The following is a 16834-nucleotide window of genomic DNA, read 5'->3' on the forward strand; positions in this document are numbered from 1 at the left end:
ACCAGGAGATTATGTTGCCAGAAGCGGCGCAGACAAGGTAGCCTCTTGCGTGGTTTTGTTGTCCCCCTACAGGAGCTCTGATGCCGAACCGTCTTACCTGGTGCGATCTGCCCGCCGAACTCTCCGAATGGCCGGGTTTACCCCTTTCCCTTAGCGGCGACGAAGTGATGCCGCTGGACTACCGTGCCGGTCGGACCGGCTGGCTGCTGTATGGGCGTGAACTGACTAAACAACAGCTTACCGATTATCAGCATCAGTTAGGCGCGGCGATGGTAATCGTCAGCGCCTGGCGCATTGACGACTACCAGGTGGTGCGCCTGGCCGGTTCGCTGACGCCGCGCGCCGCGAAGCTGGCGCACGAAAACGGCCTCGACGTCGCGCCGCTCGGCAAGATCCCGCATCTGAAAACCCCGGGCCTGCTGGTGATGGACATGGACTCCACCGCGATTCAGATCGAGTGCATCGACGAGATCGCCAAACTGGCGGGCAGCGGCGAGCTGGTGGCGGAAGTGACCGAGCGCGCGATGCGCGGCGAGCTCGACTTCGCCGCCAGCCTGCGCCAGCGCGTGGCGACGCTGAAAGGCGCCGACGCCAATATTCTGAAGCAGGTGCGTGACGAACTGCCGCTGATGCCGGGGCTGACCGAGCTGGTGCAGAAGCTGCAGGCGCTGGGCTGGCAGGTGGCGATCGCCTCCGGCGGCTTTACCTATTTCGCCGAATATCTGCGCGACAGGCTGCATCTGGCGCACGTCGCCGCCAACGAACTCGAAATGCGCGACGGCAGGCTGACCGGCGAAGTGCTGGGACAGATTGTCGACGCGCAATACAAAGCGGATACCCTGAAGAAGCTGGCGCAGCGTTTCGACATCGCGCCGGAGCAAACCGTCGCCATCGGCGACGGCGCCAACGACCTGCCGATGATTAAGGCTGCGGCGCTGGGTATCGCTTATCATGCTAAACCCAAAGTGAATGAGCAGACGCAGGTGACTATTCGTCACGCCGATCTGATGGGCGTATTTTGCATCCTCAGCGGCAGCTTGATTCACGAAGAGCGTTAGAGGTACTGATTTGGCCAAAGCGGCAAAACGCGCCTTCGTTTGTAACGAATGCGGCGCAGACTATCCGCGCTGGCAGGGGCAATGCAGCGCCTGCCACGCCTGGAACACCATCACCGAAGTGCGTATTGCGGCGTCGCCGGCGGCGGCGCGCAATGAGCGCCTGAGCGGCTACGCCGGTAGCGCGGGCGTCAGCCGGGTGCAGAAGCTGTCGGAAATCAGCCTGGAGGCGCTGCCGCGCTTCTCCACCGGCTTCAAAGAGTTCGACCGCGTGCTGGGCGGCGGCGTGGTGCCGGGCAGCGCCATCCTGATCGGCGGCAATCCCGGCGCGGGGAAATCGACGCTGCTGCTGCAGGTGCTGTGCCGTCTGGCGCAGGAGATGAAAACCCTCTACGTCACCGGCGAAGAGTCGCTGCAGCAGGTGGCGATGCGCGCGCACCGACTCGGTCTGCCGAGCGAAAACCTCAACATGCTGTCGGAAACCAGCATCGAGCAGATCTGTCAGATCGCCGAGCAGGAAGAGCCGAAGCTGATGGTGATCGACTCTATCCAGGTGATGCACATGGCGGATATTCAGTCGTCGCCGGGCAGCGTGGCGCAGGTGCGCGAAACCGCCGCCTATCTGACGCGCTTCGCCAAAACGCGCGGCGTGGCGATCGTCATGGTCGGCCACGTCACTAAAGATGGCTCGCTGGCGGGTCCCAAAGTGCTGGAGCACTGCATCGACTGTTCGGTGCTGCTGGACGGCGACGCCGACTCGCGCTTCCGCACGCTGCGCAGCCATAAAAACCGCTTCGGCGCGGTCAACGAACTGGGCGTGTTCGCCATGACCGAGCAGGGGATGCGCGAAGTCAGCAACCCTTCGGCGATCTTCCTGTCGCGCGGCGATGAGGTGACCTCGGGCAGTTCCGTGATGGTGGTGTGGGAAGGTACCCGTCCGCTGCTGGTGGAGATCCAGGCGCTGGTGGATCACTCGATGATGGGCAATCCGCGCCGCGTCGCGGTGGGGCTGGAGCAGAACAGGTTAGCGATCCTGCTGGCGGTGCTGCATCGCCACGGCGGCCTGCAGATGGCCGATCAGGATGTCTTCGTCAACGTGGTCGGCGGCGTGAAGGTGACCGAGACCAGCGCCGACCTGGCGCTGCTGCTGGCGATGGTGTCGAGCCTGCGCGACCGTCCGCTGCCGCAGGATCTGGTGATCTTCGGCGAAGTCGGGCTGGCGGGCGAGATCCGTCCGGTGCCGAGCGGGCAGGAGCGTATCTCCGAAGCGGCCAAGCACGGCTTTAAGCGCGCCATCGTGCCGGCCGGCAACGCGCCGAAGAAAGCGATCGACGGCATGAAGGTTTACACCGCGAAAAAACTGGCGGACGCGCTGGCGATACTGGATGAGCTTTAAAGGCCGAGCGGGTAAACTCGCAGGCAACTTCAATCCATGCAGGAGGCAGCATGACGTCGTTCGACTATCTGAAAACCGCCATTCGCCAGCAGGGGCATACCCTGCAGCAGGTGGCCGACGCCAGCGGGATGACCAAGGGCTATCTGAGCCAGCTGCTCAACGCCAAAATCAAAAGCCCGAGCGCGCAAAAGCTGGAAGCGCTGCATCGCTTTTTGGGTCTGGAGTTTCCGCGCCGCGATAAAACCGTCGGCGTGGTGTTCGGCAAGTTCTATCCGCTGCACACCGGCCATATTTACCTTATCCAGCGCGCCTGCAGTCAGGTCGACGAGCTGCATATCATTATGGGGCACGACGAACCGCGCGATCGCGAGCTGTTCGAGAACAGCGCCATGTCGCAGCAGCCGACCGTCAGCGATCGGCTGCGCTGGCTGCTGCAAACCTTCAAGTATCAAAAAAACATTCGCATTCACTCGTTCAACGAAGAGGGCATCGAGCCCTATCCGCACGGCTGGGACGTCTGGAGCGAAGGGGTAAAAAACTTTCTCAGCGATCAGGGCATCGCGCCCGACTGCATCTACACCAGCGAAACCGCGGATGCGGAGATGTATCAGCAGCATCTGGGCGTGCGCACCGTGCTGGTCGATCCGGCGCGATCCTTTATGAATATCAGCGGCGCGCAGATCCGTCAGGATCCCTTTCGCTACTGGGAATATATTCCGACCGAGGTTAAGCCCTTTTTCGTGCGCACCGTCGCCGTGCTCGGCGGCGAATCCAGCGGCAAATCGACACTGGTCAACAAGCTGGCCAACATTTTCAACACCACCAGCGCCTGGGAGTACGGCCGCGACTACGTCTTCTCTCACCTCGGCGGCGACGAGATGGCGCTGCAATATTCCGACTACGACAAGATCGCCCTCGGCCAGGCGCAGTACATCGACTTTGCGGTGAAGTACGCCAATAAGGTCGCCTTTATCGATACCGATTTCATCACCACCCAGGCATTCTGCCTGAAGTATGAAGGCCGGGAGCATCCCTTCGTGCAGGCGCTGATCGACGAGTACCGTTTCGACCTGGTGATCCTGCTGGAGAATAACGTGCCCTGGGTGGCGGACGGCCTGCGCAGCCTCGGCAGCTCGGTGGATCGCCGCGAGTTCCAGTCAATGCTGGTGACCATGCTGCGGGAGAACAACGTCGACTTTGTGCACGTGCGCGAGGACGATTACGACACGCGTTTCCTGCGCTGTATCGAACTGGTAAAAGCGATGATGGACGGCAAGAACCCTGCCTGAAAGCGGGGGCGTCGCCCCCGCTGTTGTTTCAGTTCGCCGCCAGCGCGCGCAGCGTATTAACCCCTTTTTGCCGCACCAGCAGCGCCAGCAGCAGCATGCCCGCCACCGCCAGCGCGCTCGCCAGCAGAAACGCCGTATGGTAGCCGCCGCCATACTGAATCAAAAAGCCGGTAATGCCCGGCGACAGAATCCCCGCCAGATTAGCCAGCAGATGAACAAAGCCGCCCGCGGTGCCGATGCGTCCCGCCGGAACGATATCCTGCAGCAGCGACCAGCACGCCTGCGGCGTCATATAGGCGAACACGCTGGCCAGCGTAATCAGGGTGACCGCGCTCACCACGTCCCGGCTCCACGCCGTTAACAGCACGCACAGCGCCGCCACCGCCAGCCCAACGAAGATCACCAGCTTGCGCGACAGCAAAAAGTTTTGCGTGCGGCGGAACAGCATATCGGAAACGATGCCGCCGCCGAGAAAGCCCGCCGTCGCGCCCAGCCAGGGCAGCACGCCGATAATGCTCATGCTTTTGATATCCAGATGCTGGAAGTCAGTGAGATAGCTCGGCAGCCAGGAGAGAAAGAAATACTGGATATAGTTAAAGCAGAAAAAGGCGCTCGCCACGCCCAGCACCGGCAGCGAAAAAACGTAGCGCCACAGGGAATGACGATCCTGCTGCGGCGCGGCGGCGGCTTGGGTCGCCGGGCGCTGACGGCTGATCAGCTCGCGTTCGGCCGGGCCGACGCGCGGATGATCTTCCGGCTTATCGCGGAACAGCCAGAGCCAGCAGGCCACCCAGATAAAGCCGAGCAAGGCGATAACGATAAAGGCGATGCGCCAGCCGTAGTGCAGCCCCACCAGCCCGACCACCGGCGCCGCGATCGCCGCCCCGAGCGGCTGCCCGGCATTGGTAAAGCCGACCGCGCGTCCCGTCTCTTTTTTGGGAAACCAGTTGGCGATCGATTTGTTGGTGGTGGTGCCCATCGGCCCTTCGCCGATGCCGAACAGCATGCGCACAATCAGCAGATGGGTAAAGCCCGTCACCAGCGCGGTGGCGCCGCAAAACAGCGACCAGACGCCCGCCGCCCAGGCGTAGACGCGGCGCGGGCCGAAGCGGTCTGCCGCCCAGCCGCCGAGAAAGCAGAAGGCGCAGTAGCCGATAAAAAAGCAGCTAAACAGGATGCCCATCTCCGCGTCGTTGATATGCAGATCGCTTTTAATCAGCGGCGCCATCACCGAGAGCGCGGCGCGGTCGAGATAGTTGAGCATGCCGGCGAAGAAGAGCAGCAGCGCGATCACCACGCGATAGTTTTTACGCATAGCGGCGGACTCCTTTATCGGTAATCTGACTCAGTGAGAGGCGGTAGTGGCGCAATACCTCTTCATCCGGCGCGTAGCCCAGGCCGGGGCGCGAGGAGAGGGTAAAGGCGACGTCGCGCGGCAGATCGGGGTAGAGGCGCGCTTCGAAATCGATCCAGGGCGTTTCCAGCTTGATATCGTCGGGCAGCAGCGCGACCAGATGCGCGGTCGCCAGCAGGCCGGCGCCGTAATAGAAACAGTGAGGCACCACGCGCACGCGGTACTGCTGCGCGGCGGCGAACACGCGCAGCGCCGCGCTGATGCCGCCTACTTTCGCCACGCTGGGTTGCGCCACATCCACCGCGCCGTTTTCCAGCAGATGCATAAAGCCCCAGTCGCCGTCGACGTTTTCGCCCGCCGCCAGCGGCACGCCGACGCGCTTGAGCTGCGCCAGCCCCTGATAGTCGTCAGGCGGCCAGATCGGCTCTTCAAGCCAGCCGAGCTGCAGCGAACGTAGCTCATGCGCCTGCTGGGCGGCCTCTTCACGCGTCCAGGGACAGTTGACGTCGACCAGCAGTTCCGCCTGCGCCGGCAGCGCGTCGCGCGCGGCCTGGATGGCGTCGAAGGTGGTTTCATGCAGTTTGAGCGTGGTAAAGCCCTCATCCCAGGCGCGTTTTACCTGCGCGGCGACGGCGGCGGGCTGGTTGTCGTAGCTTACCAGACTGGCGTAGCGCTCAATGCGCTGCCGCGCGGCGCCGAGCAGCTGCCAGAGCGGCTTTTGTTGCCGCTGCCCGAGCGCGTCCCACAGTGCGATATCCACCGCGGAGAGCGCGAAGCGCACCGGGCCGCTGCGGCCAAAGGCGTGCAGCGCTTTTTCCGCCTGCTGCATCAGGGCGGCGATGGCGTCTGGTGAATCCGGCAGCGGTTTGCCGATAAAGGCAGGCGCCACCAGCGTGCAAATCGCCTGTTCTGTGACGGGATTGGCCAGATGGCCGAAGGCTTCGCCCCAGCCGCACAGGCCGTTGTCGCAGGTGATTTTGACCAGCAGCGTTTCCATGCGGCGCAGCGAAGAGGAGGCTGCATTAAAGGTGGTTTCCTGGTGTTCGGGCGCGCGTCGCTGCGCGTCAAACGGGATGGCGATACGCGTGACGTCGATTGAAGCTATTTTCATGCCATAGACCTCGTAAGATGACCTCCGGCGCGAATTATTATCACAGCCTGCCGGAACGGTAAGGTGGATCGGGTCAGATCATCAGCGAGTATAAAAAGCGGGTGTTAACGCGGCATCGGGCAGCAGCCCAGGGTTAAAGGGGCAATAGCGGGAAGAATTGGGCGAAGCGACAGGAAAAGGCGCAGGCAGTCACAAAAAGAGAAAAGGCGGCATCGCTGCCGCCTTTTGGATTACTTGGTAATACGCTTGTACTTGATACGCTTCGGCTCCAGCGCGTCCGCGCCGAGGGTGCGTTTCTTGTACTCTTCGTACTCGCTGAAGTTGCCTTCGAAGAACTCCACCTTACCCTCATCCTGATAGTCGAGGATATGGGTAGCGATACGGTCGAGGAACCAGCGGTCGTGCGAGATCACCATGGCGCAGCCCGGGAACTCCAGCAGGGCGTTTTCCAGCGCGCGCAGGGTTTCGATATCCAGGTCGTTGGTCGGTTCGTCAAGCAGCAGCAGGTTGCCGCCAACCTGCAGCAGTTTCGCCAGGTGCAGACGACCGCGCTCGCCGCCGGAGAGTTCGCCGACGCGTTTGCCCTGGTCGGTGCCTTTGAAGTTAAAGCGGCCGACGTAGGCGCGGCTCGGCATCTCGAAGGTGCCGATACGCATGGTGTCGAGTCCGCCAGAGACCTCTTCCCACACGGTTTTAGAGTTATCCATCGCGTCGCGGAACTGATCGACCGACGCCAGCTTGACGGTTTCGCCCAGCTCGATGCTGCCGGAATCGGGCTGCTCCTGACCGGTCATCATGCGGAACAGGGTCGATTTACCCGCGCCGTTCGGACCGATGATGCCGACGATAGCGCCTTTCGGCACCGAGAAAGAGAGATCGTCGATCAGCACGCGGTCGCCGTATGATTTGGTCAGGTTTTTCACCTCGACCACTTTGTCGCCCAGACGCGGACCCGGCGGAATAAAGAGCTCACTGGTTTCGTTACGCTTCTGGTATTCGGTGCTGTTCAGCTCTTCAAAGCGGGCCAGACGCGCCTTGCCTTTAGACTGGCGGCCCTTCGTACCCTGACGCACCCACTCCAGCTCTTTCTCAATCGATTTGCGACGGGCGGCTTCAGCAGAGGCTTCCTGCGCCAGACGCTGATCTTTCTGCTCCAGCCAGGAGGAGTAGTTGCCTTCCCACGGAATGCCTTCGCCGCGGTCCAGCTCAAGGATCCAGCCCGCAACGTTGTCGAGGAAGTAACGGTCGTGGGTAATCGCTACGACGGTGCCTTCGAACTCGTGCAGGAAACGCTCCAGCCAGGCCACGGACTCGGCGTCCAGGTGGTTGGTCGGTTCGTCCAGCAGCAGCATGTCTGGTTTTTCCAGCAGCAGGCGGCACATCGCCACGCGGCGACGTTCACCGCCGGAAAGATTGCCGATTTTGGCGTCCCAGTCCGGCAGGCGCATCGCATCGGCGGCGCGCTCCAGCTGCGTTTCCAGGTTATGGCCGTCGTGCGCCTGAATAACCTCTTCCAGACGACCCTGTTCGGCCGCCAGCTTGTCGAAGTCGGCGTCCGGCTCGGCGTAAAGCGCGTAAACCTCGTCCAGACGCTTCAGCGCGCCGACCACTTCGGAGACCGCTTCTTCGATAGATTCGCGCACCGTCTGTTCCGGGTTAAGCTGCGGCTCCTGCGGCAGATAACCCACTTTGATGCCCGGCTGCGGACGCGCTTCCCCTTCGATATCTTTATCGATGCCCGCCATGATGCGCAGCAGCGTGGATTTACCCGCGCCGTTCAGGCCGAGCACGCCGATTTTCGCGCCCGGGAAAAAGCTGAGGGAGATGTTCTTTAGAATATGACGCTTCGGCGGAACCACTTTGCCGACGCGATGCATGCTATAGACGAATTGAGCCACGTTGTAATGAGCCTCTGATTCTGGTGGGTGAATTAGTGACGAAGTTTAGCCTTTTTGCCTGGCTAATCCCAGCCGCGCGCCGGGATAATTCCGGGCGCGCCGTGTTGTTACGCGTAAAGAGAAAAGGCGGGTTCAGACCGACTCGGGCAGACGCAGCGGCAGCGGCTGCTGCGCCAGCCACTCCGACAGCGCGCTGTCCGGCGCGCTGTCGCTGACCAGCAGGTCGAAGCGGTGCAGCTCGCCGATGCGTGCGGGCAGCACCTTGCCGAACTTGCTGCTGTCCGCCACCAGGATACGCTGGCGCGCGCGCAGCATGGCGTGATGTTTCATCGCCAGCTCGTTGAGGTTGTAGCAGGTCGCGCCCTGCTCAATATCGATGCCGGCCGCCGAGATAAACGCCAGCGTCGGGCAGAGGTCGTCAAGAATCGAGTGCGCGCCGATCGGCGTGAACAGGGCGTTGTCGGCGTGGAACTCGCCGCCGCTCAGGATCACGTTGCAGGCCGGTTTCTCTTTAAGCGCCAGAAAGGTATTCATGGCGCAGCAGATAGCGGTAAAGGGCAGATCCTCAGGCAGGGCGTCGACGATATAGGGAATAGTGGTGCCGCAGTCGAAAAACACCGTGTCGTTCTCGCCGATCAGGCTGGCGGCGGCCTGCGCCAGGCGCTGCTTTTTCGCCGCATTCTGACCGTGCTGATCCGAAACGAAATAGTGGCCGCCATGGTTTTTAGGATCGCTGACGATATAGCCGCCCAGCAGTACCACGGTCGATGCCGGTTCGCTCAGATCGCGTCGAATGGTCATCTCCGAAACGCCTAAAAGCTGCGCGGCATCTTTCAGATGCAGCTTGTCGGTGCGTTTTAGCGCCAGGGTCAGTTTCTGAATGCGTTCGTCGCGCCGGGTTTCCATAGAGGTCTCTGTTGTGGTTGATAGCCGAAAGTGATGCGCCGTGGAAGAGAGGGCGCATCCGGTTAACCGCGATAATTGCCGCAATTTTAATGTGTTGCGCGCCCAGGCCGGCAGGCGATCAATCTTACCCGTAATCAGATCGCCCCGCAAACGCCGCCATGCCCGCCTTTTTTACACGAGTTTTTAACAGAATGTCATTGTCGCGCGCCGGCCAGCAACTCGCTTTTAGCCGACCTGTGCGGCGCGCTGCGTAAATTTTGTGAAGAACATGGCAAGAGCCGGTTCCCCTGGTTAGCATGAAGAATGCCTGGCACGCAGCCGGAGAGCAGCAACAGAGGAGATTTTCGTGGAGAAGTGGCGTAACTGGATGATAGGGATCTGTCTGGCCGGAGCGGCCAGCAGCGCGTGGGCAGACTCGCTGGATCAGCAGCGAGAACGTTATCAACAGATTAAACAGGCGTGGGACAGCAACCAGATGGCGACGGTGGAGCAGCTGCTGCCGACGCTGCGGGATTATCCGTTATACCCTTACCTGCAGTACCGCCTGCTGGCGCAGGATCTCGATCAGGAAACGCCACTCGCCGTTAACAACTTTATCCAGCAATATCCGACGCTGCCGCCGGCGCGCTCGCTGAAAACGCGCTTCGTTAACGTGCTGGCGCACCGCCAGGACTGGCAGGGCATTCTGAGCTTTAGCCCGGAAGCGCCGACGCCGGTACAGGCGCGCTGCAACTGGCTCTACGCCAAATGGGCGACCGGCGCGCAGCAGCAGGCCTTTGAGGGTGCGAAAGCGATCTGGCTGCGCGGCACCGCGCTGCCGAACGACTGCGATCGCCTCTTCTCGGTCTGGCAATCCTCTGGCCAGATGTCGCCGATTACCGTGCTGGAACGCATTCGCCTTGCGATGAAGGCGGGCAACGACAGCCTGGTGAGCTTCCTGGCGAAAAGCCTGCCGGAAGATTACCAGACTATCGCCGCTGGCGTGCTCGCCTTGCAGAACGATCCGCAGACGGTAGTGAACTTCGCGCAGAGCGTCGGGCCGACCGATTTTACCCGCCAGGCGACGATTTACGCCTTTACCCGCGTCGCGCGCGCCGATATGGAAAATGCGCGCAGCATGATCCCGCTGCTGGTGCGCGGCCAGAAGATGGAAGCGGACGACGAGCAGGCGCTGAAAGAGATCGTGGTCTGGCGCATGATGGGCAGCGATTTAACCTCGGAGCAGGCGCGCTGGCGCGATGCCGTGGTAATGAACAGCCAGTCGACGGCGCTGATTGAACGCCGCGTGCGCCTGGCGCTGTCGCAGAACGATCGCCGCGGCCTGAATACCTGGATTGCGCGTCTGCCGCTCGAGGCGAAAGAGAAAGACGAATGGCAGTACTGGCAGGCCGATCTGCTCTATTCGCAGGGGCGTAAAGAGGAGGCGGACGAGATCCTGCATAAGCTGATGCAGGCGCGCGGCTTCTACCCGATGGTGGCGGCGCAGCGGCTGGGCGTGAAATATCCGCTGCAGATCGACGAGGCGCCAAAGCCCGACAGCGCGACGGTGCAGGGACCGGAGCTGGCGCGCGTGCGCGAGCTGATGTACTGGGGGCTGGATAACCTGGCGCGCAGCGAGTGGGCCAACCTTATCGCCAGCAAAAACCATACGCAGCAGCAGATGCTGGCGCGCTACGCCAACGAGCAGGACTGGTGGGATCTCAGCGTGCAGGCGACCATCACGGCGAAGATGTGGGACAGCCTGAAAGAGCGCTTCCCGCTGGCGTGGGAGAGCTTCTATAAGAGCAATACCCGCGATAAAGGCATCGCGCCGAGCTACGCTATGGCGATCTCGCGGCAGGAGAGCGCCTGGAACCCGAAAGCGCGTTCGCCGGTCGGCGCCAGCGGCCTGATGCAGGTGATGCCGGCGACGGCGGCCCACACCGTGAAGATGTATAACATTCCCGGCTATATGAACAGCAACCAGCTGCTCGATCCGCAGACCAATATTCAGATTGGCACGCAGTATCTCGAGTATGTCTATCAGCAGTTCGGGCAGAACCGCATTTTCGCCTCTGCGGCCTACAATGCGGGACCGGGGCGCGTGCGCAGCTGGCAAAACGTCAGCGCGGGCAATCTCGATGCGGTCGCCTTTATCGAGACCATTCCCTTCTCTGAAACGCGCGGCTACGTGAAAAACGTGCTGGCCTACGACGCCTACTATCGCCACTTTATGGGCGAGCCGGATAAGGTGCTGTCGGACAGCGAGTGGAACCGCCGCTACTAGCGTGCTATGCTTCCGTACTCGTTAGTGAGTACGGAAGCCTGTTTGATGACGCAATCTCCCGCCCGGTCGGCGCAACATTCCCTTTCTGAAGATAACTGGCGGCGCTTTACCGCGCTGATGCAGCAGGCTTATGCCGATGACGTGGCGCTGCCTTTGCTGCAGCTGATGCTGACGCCGGACGAGCGCGAAGCGCTCGGCACGCGCCTGCGCATCGTCGAAGAGCTGATGAACGGCGTGATGAGCCAGCGCGAGCTGAAAAACGAACTGGGCGTCGGCATCGCCACCATTACGCGCGGCTCGAACAGCCTGAAAGAGGCGCCGCCTGAGCTGCGGCGCTGGCTGGAGGCGCAGCTGGGACGCGGCGATCTCAGCGCTGATAAAGCGGATGAGTAAAAGGGCAGAGCGCCAGGATAAGCGCCTGGTGATAGACGCTGGAGCGCGTCAGCAGACCGTGCGTAAAGGCGCCGATAGCGCCGCCTTTGTGTTTGATATTTTCCACGCCGGTCAGCCGCGCCATCTCGTCGCCCAGCTCGCGTCCGGCATCTAGTCCCGCCATCACCACCGGCGGCAGCGTAAAGCTGGCGGAACGCGACTCGCCGCGTCGATCGGCGTTCTCGACCACCATCCAGGCGAAGGCGCAATCCGCTTCAATACCGGCCTCAATCGCCACCCAAAAATCCGCTTGCGGCGCGACCTGACGCGCATTGGCGACGCGCTGGCGTGCGCCGGTTCGCGTTTCCGCATCGCTCAGGGGCTGCGCCGCGACGCCGCTATCGACCTCGACCCCGCGAATATGGCAGGATCCTTCGCCGAAAACGTCGTTGAACGCCTGAGAGATTGCGCGAATTTTTGCCGGATTGATGGTGGCTGCGATAACCTGGTACATAATCTATTGAACCCTTTAGGCAAATTTGTCGCAGTATAACGGAAACTCAGCATGCTACAGGTCTATCTTGTTCGTCACGGTGAAACGGTATGGAATGCGCAGCGCCGCATTCAGGGACAATCCGACAGTCCGCTGACGGAGAAAGGAGAGCAACAGGCCCACCAGGTGGGCGAGCGCGTAAAACATCTTGGCATTACCCATGTTATCGCCAGCGATCTGGGCCGCACGCAGCGCACCGCCGAGATCATCGCCGACGCCTGCGGCTGTACGGTGACGCTGGAGCCGCGCCTGCGCGAGCTGAATATGGGCGTGCTGGAAAAGCGTCCGCTGGACGGGCTCACCGAAGAGGAAGAGCGCTGGCGCAGCGCGCTGGTGGACGGCACCGTAGACGGCCGCATTCCGCAGGGGGAATCGATGGCGGAGATGGCGGCGCGCATGCACGAGGCGCTGAACGCCTGTCTGGCGCTGCCTGCTGGCAGCCGACCGCTGCTGGTGAGTCACGGTATGGCGCTCGGCGTGCTGATCAGCACCATTCTTGGCCTGCCGGCCCATGCGGAGCGCCGTCTGCGCCTGCGCAACTGCTCGATCTCGCGCGTCGATCACCAGCAGAGCGCTTGGCTGGCGGAAGGCTGGGTGGTCGAAACGGCGGGTGATATTTCGCACCTTGACGCGCCCGCGCTGGATGAGCTGCAGCGCTAAAAAAAATGCCGTCGTAATGACGGCATCTTAACGGTCAGCTCGCCTGCTGGCGGCGAATCGGGATGAGATACTCGCAGCGGATCTCTTTCGGCGGCTCGGGGCGCTTCTTGCCGCCATGGGTGTAGAAGCGTTCGATATCCTGTCCCTGACGGCGCGTCAGGCCGAGCGTCGGCATGCAGGTGCCGTAGAGCAGCAGAATAAATTCCTGCAGCTCGTTGCGCGGGCCGTTATAGGTGAACTGGACGTAGTCGCCCGCTTCCAGCAGTACGCTCTGGCCGGAGTGCAGGTTAACCGCCTGATCGGACGGCACGGCAGTGGTGTAAAGAATCTCCTGCTCGTCATCCTTCTCCTGGCTGGCGCGCACCTGATGCAGGCCGTAAAGCACTGGCGGAACGGTGTCGGTTTCCAGCAGGAACTGCTTCCAGAAGTGGATGCGCATCTCGTCGCGGTAGCTGGAGATCTGCTCCAGGGTGCAGCTATAGGTTTGCGTTTGCCCGACCAGCACGGTTTCCGGCAGGGTGACGAAGGTCGACTCCGGCATGCTGTTGTCGTCGAGGCGAATCGGCGGGCGAATGCCGAACGAATTCCATTCCGAGGAGCGGCGATACCAAGCGGGCGTCTGGTTAAACTGCTTTTTAAAGGCGCGGGTAAAGGTCTGCTGGGAATCGAAACGGTATTGCAGAGCGATGTCCAGAATCGGGCGACTGGTCAGGCGCAGCGCCACGGCCGCTTTAGACAGGCGGCGAGCGCGAATATAGGCGCCGATCGCATGGCCCGTTACGTCTTTGAACATCCGTTGTAAATGCCATTTAGAATAACCCGCTTTCAGGGCAACGTTGTCCAGTGAAAGGGGCTGATCCAGATGGCTCTCCAGCCAGACAAGCAAATCTCGAATGATACCGGCTTGGTCCATAAAACATCCTCATACTCTCTGGGTGCGACTAACGCAGTCGCCGAATAATAGCACTAATTGCACATCAGGCGTGGGCCGTTTTGTTGGGAGATTGTGCCATGTCAATGTGGGATAAAACTGGTTCTGGTTTGGTCAACGCGGACAATTGCCAGTACATTACATGCTCGTCTATTAGGTTTGCAATGGTAACGCTATGACAATATCTCGCTTTTTCGCTGCTTCATTCGCCACGCTGCTGCTGGCGTCGCCGGTTCTGGCCGAAGAGATCGGCTCGGTAGATACGGTATTCAAGATGTTTGGGCCCGATCATAAGATCGTGGTAGAGGCGTTCGACGATCCGGATGTAAAAAATGTAACCTGTTATATCAGTCGGGCGAAAACCGGCGGCATTAAGGGCGGCCTGGGGCTGGCCGAGGACACTGCCGATGCGGCGATCTCCTGCCAGCAGGTTGGGCCGGTTGAGCTGAGCGACGCCATCGCGCAGGGCAAGGCGCAGGGCGAGGTAGTATTCAAAAAGCGCACCTCGCTGGTGTTTAAAAAGCTGCAGGTGGTGCGTTTCTTCGATCAAAAGCGCCATGCGCTGATCTACCTGAGCTATTCCGACAGGGTGGTCGAGGGATCGCCGAAGAATGCGCTGAGCGCGGTGCCGATTATGCCGTGGCGGGAATAAAAAAAACGCCCTTCGGGGCGTTTTTTACTTGCTCTTCGATCCGTCTCACCTGCTTGTTAACCCTCTCAGCCGTCTGGTAGGGATGACAGGGTGTCGTCAATTATTCCTGCAGGTCACCGCAGAAGCGGTAGCCTTCGCCGTGAATAGTGGCGATGATTTCCGGCGTATCCGGCGTAGATTCAAAGTGCTTACGAATGCGACGAATGGTGACGTCGACGGTGCGATCGTGCGGCTTCAGCTCACGGCCGGTCATTTTCTTCAGTAGATCGGCGCGGGTCTGAATTTTGCCTGGGTTTTCGCAGAAGTGCAGCATGGCGCGGAACTCGCTGCGCGGCAGCTTATACTGTTCGCCGTTCGGGCTGATCAGCGAGCGGCTGTTGATATCCAGCTCCCAGCCGTTGAACTTATAGCTTTCCACCTGACGGCGCTCTTCGCTCGGCATCGCCAGATTCATGGTGCGCGACAGCAGATTGCGCGCGCGGATGGTCAGCTCACGCGGGTTGAAGGGTTTGGTGATGTAGTCATCCGCGCCGATCTCCAGACCAAGGATTTTGTCCACTTCATTATCACGACCGGTCAGGAACATCAGCGCCACGTTTGCCTGCTCGCGCAGCTCGCGCGCCAGCAACAGGCCGTTTTTACCTGGCAGGTTGATATCCATGATCACCAGGTTGACGTCGTTGTCGGTCAATACCTGATGCATTTCAGCGCCGTCGGTTGCCTCATACACGACATAACCTTCTGCCTCAAAAATGCTCTTGAGGGTGTTACGCGTGACCAGTTCGTCTTCAACGATAAGAATGTGTGGGGTCTGCATGTTTCGCTACCTAAAATTTGCCAACAAATCGAAAACAGGGCGTACGCGGGTATTCAGGCTCGCTAAAAAGCGCGGTGTGTGGCGCTTAACCGTTGTACGAAATTATGTTCTTGATACACCATCTATCAACGTCAACAACAGTGTTAGCTCAGCCAGTCAGAATGAATATTGCCTGCCCCAGGAGAGAATCTTTTGGCGCATATCCTAACCGTATTAACAGCAACCTAACAGCACCAACAACAACCGATAAGCATAAAAACAACGCTTCGTTGACTTATATCAAATGCAATTGTAGCACGTTAACACTTATGTGAAAAACTTCTCTTGTAATGCAAGCTTAGCTCACAAAAAATATCAATTTCGCTACATATTCACATTATGTATACGCAAATGATAATTGCGGCAACCTTCCGCTTATTCGTCTGATTAAAAAGATTTTTCAGCGTTTAATTTTAGTTATTACCGATCCAGGTCGCTTTGCTGGCTGACAGCGGCGTTTATTAGATTTTAACATCGTTAACAAATTATTTTCTGAAGCTGCGACATTCCGGCTTTAACAGCAGCAGTGCTACTATACGGCGCGATTTCTAAACACAAATGGAATAATCATGCGTTTCCCCCTTATTCTGGTTTCGCCCGCCCGGGCGGAAAATATTGGCGCAGCGGCGCGGGCGATGAAAACCATGGGCTTTAATGAGCTGCGCATCGTCGCCAGCGACGCCTGGCAGGATCCTGCTGCGCGCCGTGTCGCGCACGGCGCGGGCGAGATCCTCGATAATCTGCGCACCTTCGACGCCTTAAGCGACGCGCTGGCCGATATCGACTTCTCCGTCGCCACCACGGCGCGCAGCCGCGCCAAATTTCGCTACTACGCCACGCCGCAGCAGGTGGAAGCGCAACTGCTGGAGAAGCGTCAGTGGGTGAACAGCATGGCGCTGGTCTTTGGCCGCGAGGATAGCGGGCTGACCAATGAAGAGCTGGATCAGGTCGATCTGCTGACCGGCATCCCGATGGCGCAGGATTATCCTTCGCTCAACCTCGGTCAGGCGGTCATGGTGTACTGCTATCAGCTCGCCGCGCTTAATCGTGTGGCGCCGCCCGCGGCGCAACCGGCGGACGCGCAGCAGCTGGAGGCGCTTCGCCACCGTTTTGAACGGCTGCTGCAAACGCTTGAGGTCGGCGACGATCGCAAAATGGCCGACTGGATCGATCAGCGTATCGGCCTGCTGGAGCAGCGCGACAGCGCCATGCTGCATCGTCTCCTGCATGATGTAGAAAAAAAACTTATAGATAAATCTTCCTGAAAAAGCGCCTTTCACAGCGGCTGATCGCAAAAAGCGCGCAGCAGGCAAACGATTCTGCAGGCATTTTCCGGCTCGGCAGGCAGCAGTGCGCAGCGGCGAAAAAGTGCTCGCCGGACAAATTCGTTGACTTGATCGGCGCTTTGCTTTACTTCTGGAAGGCAGACAGACTCTAAAAGACAGACAGAAAAAATCTCAATGCGTAACTCAACCAGCCTGAACATCACCATTATTACAACCACCATTACCACCGGTAAGGGTGCGGGCTGACGC

The 16834-nt window shown here is 60.2% G+C and carries 17 protein-coding genes and 1 other annotated feature (1 of these 18 cut by a window edge); of the genes, 9 read left to right on the top strand and 8 right to left on the bottom strand.

Features of this window, described 5'->3' with window-relative positions:
* Positions 1 to 80 precede the first annotated feature (80 nt).
* From serB to nadR, 3 genes are read left to right on the top strand one after another with little or no spacing between them, the layout of a single operon-like run.
* Positions 81 to 1058 (top strand): phosphoserine phosphatase, encoded by a 978-nt coding sequence (gene serB, locus B3229_RS13375; RefSeq protein WP_048780846.1) that lies wholly within the window; start codon positions 81 to 83, stop codon positions 1056 to 1058.
* A 10-nt stretch (positions 1059 to 1068) separates the two neighbouring features.
* Positions 1069 to 2451 carry a DNA repair protein RadA gene (radA, locus tag B3229_RS13380; protein WP_048780847.1) on the top strand — a complete coding sequence of 461 codons (1383 nt, stop codon included), beginning with the start codon at positions 1069 to 1071 and terminating at the stop codon, positions 2449 to 2451.
* Positions 2452 to 2501: 50 nt separating this feature from the next.
* On the top strand, positions 2502 to 3740 hold the full coding sequence (gene nadR, locus B3229_RS13385) for a multifunctional transcriptional regulator/nicotinamide-nucleotide adenylyltransferase/ribosylnicotinamide kinase NadR (RefSeq protein WP_286871437.1): 1239 nt from the start codon (positions 2502 to 2504) through the stop codon (positions 3738 to 3740).
* Positions 3741 to 3768: 28 nt separating this feature from the next.
* Here the strand turns inward: nadR and B3229_RS13390 are convergent, their stop codons facing one another.
* The 4 genes from B3229_RS13390 to deoR all read right to left on the bottom strand — a co-directional run bounded on the left by B3229_RS13390 (position 3769) and on the right by deoR (position 9009).
* On the bottom strand, positions 3769 to 5055 hold the full coding sequence (locus B3229_RS13390; protein ID WP_286871439.1) for an MFS transporter: 1287 nt from the start codon (positions 5053 to 5055) through the stop codon (positions 3769 to 3771).
* Positions 5048 to 6205, bottom strand: coding sequence for a mandelate racemase/muconate lactonizing enzyme family protein (locus B3229_RS13395; protein ID WP_286871441.1), 1158 nt, complete (start codon positions 6203 to 6205; stop codon positions 5048 to 5050). Before B3229_RS13395 ends, B3229_RS13390 begins: the two co-directional genes overlap by 8 nt.
* Before the next feature lie 230 nt (positions 6206 to 6435).
* A complete protein-coding gene (ettA, locus tag B3229_RS13400; protein ID WP_048780851.1) occupies positions 6436 to 8103 on the bottom strand; it encodes an energy-dependent translational throttle protein EttA in 1668 nt (555 codons plus the stop codon).
* Positions 8104 to 8235: 132 nt separating this feature from the next.
* On the bottom strand, positions 8236 to 9009 hold the full coding sequence (deoR, locus tag B3229_RS13405) for a DNA-binding transcriptional repressor DeoR (protein WP_286871444.1): 774 nt from the start codon (positions 9007 to 9009) through the stop codon (positions 8236 to 8238).
* A 346-nt stretch (positions 9010 to 9355) separates the two neighbouring features.
* Between deoR and sltY the strand changes: the two genes are divergently transcribed.
* Together sltY and trpR are read left to right on the top strand one after the other, a co-directional pair.
* Positions 9356 to 11275 (top strand): murein transglycosylase, encoded by a 1920-nt coding sequence (gene sltY / locus B3229_RS13410; protein ID WP_286871446.1) that lies wholly within the window; start codon positions 9356 to 9358, stop codon positions 11273 to 11275.
* A gap of 45 nt (positions 11276 to 11320) precedes the next feature.
* Entirely contained in the window at positions 11321 to 11668 is a 348-nt protein-coding gene (gene trpR, locus B3229_RS13415; RefSeq protein WP_048781832.1) for a trp operon repressor, read from the top strand.
* Here the strand turns inward: trpR and yjjX are convergent.
* A complete protein-coding gene (yjjX, locus tag B3229_RS13420; RefSeq protein WP_286871449.1) occupies positions 11643 to 12161 on the bottom strand; it encodes an inosine/xanthosine triphosphatase in 519 nt (172 codons plus the stop codon). The genes trpR and yjjX overlap by 26 nt on opposite strands.
* Positions 12162 to 12212: 51 nt before the next feature.
* Here yjjX and gpmB point away from each other — a divergent pair, with 51 nt between their 5' ends.
* Positions 12213 to 12860 carry a 2,3-diphosphoglycerate-dependent phosphoglycerate mutase GpmB gene (gene gpmB / locus B3229_RS13425; protein WP_033749409.1) on the top strand — a complete coding sequence of 216 codons (648 nt, stop codon included), beginning with the start codon at positions 12213 to 12215 and terminating at the stop codon, positions 12858 to 12860.
* 34 nt (positions 12861 to 12894) lie between these two features.
* On the opposite strand, the gene robA is transcribed toward gpmB, so the two are convergent.
* Positions 12895 to 13773: an MDR efflux pump AcrAB transcriptional activator RobA gene (gene robA / locus B3229_RS13430; RefSeq protein WP_033749410.1), complete on the bottom strand. Its 879-nt coding sequence runs from the start codon at positions 13771 to 13773 to the stop codon at positions 12895 to 12897.
* Positions 13774 to 13966: 193 nt separating this feature from the next.
* On the opposite strand from robA, the gene creA reads away from it, so the two are divergent.
* Positions 13967 to 14443 (top strand): protein CreA, encoded by a 477-nt coding sequence (creA, locus tag B3229_RS13435; RefSeq protein ID WP_033749411.1) that lies wholly within the window; start codon positions 13967 to 13969, stop codon positions 14441 to 14443.
* Between the two features lie 100 nt (positions 14444 to 14543).
* Here the strand turns inward: creA and arcA are convergent, their stop codons facing one another.
* On the bottom strand, positions 14544 to 15260 hold the full coding sequence (gene arcA, locus B3229_RS13440; protein ID WP_033749412.1) for a two-component system response regulator ArcA: 717 nt from the start codon (positions 15258 to 15260) through the stop codon (positions 14544 to 14546).
* A gap of 608 nt (positions 15261 to 15868) precedes the next feature.
* Here arcA and B3229_RS13445 point away from each other — a divergent pair.
* Complete coding sequence (locus tag B3229_RS13445) at positions 15869 to 16564, top strand: tRNA/rRNA methyltransferase (protein WP_286871454.1); 696 nt, start codon at positions 15869 to 15871, stop codon at positions 16562 to 16564.
* An 11-nt stretch (positions 16565 to 16575) separates the two neighbouring features.
* Here the strand turns inward: B3229_RS13445 and B3229_RS13450 are convergent, their stop codons facing one another.
* Entirely contained in the window at positions 16576 to 16791 is a 216-nt protein-coding gene (locus tag B3229_RS13450) for a hypothetical protein (RefSeq protein ID WP_286871456.1), read from the bottom strand.
* On the opposite strand from B3229_RS13450, the gene thrL reads away from it, so the two are divergent.
* Positions 16760 to 16831: a thr operon leader peptide gene (thrL, locus tag B3229_RS21295; protein ID WP_127908399.1), complete on the top strand. Its 72-nt coding sequence runs from the start codon at positions 16760 to 16762 to the stop codon at positions 16829 to 16831. The two genes, B3229_RS13450 and thrL, sit on opposite strands and share 32 nt — an antisense overlap.
* Positions 16770 to 16834: a sequence feature (Thr leader region), on the top strand; it runs 53 nt beyond the window's last position. (Overlaps the previous gene by 62 nt.)

Source organism: Pantoea sp. UBA5035 (assembly GCF_002415245.1).
GTDB lineage: Bacteria > Pseudomonadota > Gammaproteobacteria > Enterobacterales > Enterobacteriaceae > Pantoea > Pantoea septica.

Coding starts and splice junctions, on each gene's coding strand:
- serB (WP_048780846.1), top strand. CDS start 81: ATGCCGAACCGTCTTACCTGGTGCGATCTGCCCGCCGAACTCTCCGAA.
- nadR (WP_286871437.1), top strand. CDS start 2,502: ATGACGTCGTTCGACTATCTGAAAACCGCCATTCGCCAGCAGGGGCAT.
- B3229_RS13390 (WP_286871439.1), bottom strand. CDS start 5,055: ATGCGTAAAAACTATCGCGTGGTGATCGCGCTGCTGCTCTTCTTCGCC.
- B3229_RS13395 (WP_286871441.1), bottom strand. CDS start 6,205: ATGAAAATAGCTTCAATCGACGTCACGCGTATCGCCATCCCGTTTGAC.
- deoR (WP_286871444.1), bottom strand. CDS start 9,009: ATGGAAACCCGGCGCGACGAACGCATTCAGAAACTGACCCTGGCGCTA.
- trpR (WP_048781832.1), top strand. CDS start 11,321: ATGACGCAATCTCCCGCCCGGTCGGCGCAACATTCCCTTTCTGAAGAT.
- yjjX (WP_286871449.1), bottom strand. CDS start 12,161: ATGTACCAGGTTATCGCAGCCACCATCAATCCGGCAAAAATTCGCGCA.
- gpmB (WP_033749409.1), top strand. CDS start 12,213: ATGCTACAGGTCTATCTTGTTCGTCACGGTGAAACGGTATGGAATGCG.
- robA (WP_033749410.1), bottom strand. CDS start 13,773: ATGGACCAAGCCGGTATCATTCGAGATTTGCTTGTCTGGCTGGAGAGC.
- creA (WP_033749411.1), top strand. CDS start 13,967: ATGACAATATCTCGCTTTTTCGCTGCTTCATTCGCCACGCTGCTGCTG.
- arcA (WP_033749412.1), bottom strand. CDS start 15,260: ATGCAGACCCCACACATTCTTATCGTTGAAGACGAACTGGTCACGCGT.
- B3229_RS13445 (WP_286871454.1), top strand. CDS start 15,869: ATGCGTTTCCCCCTTATTCTGGTTTCGCCCGCCCGGGCGGAAAATATT.
- B3229_RS13450 (WP_286871456.1), bottom strand. CDS start 16,791: ATGGTGATGTTCAGGCTGGTTGAGTTACGCATTGAGATTTTTTCTGTC.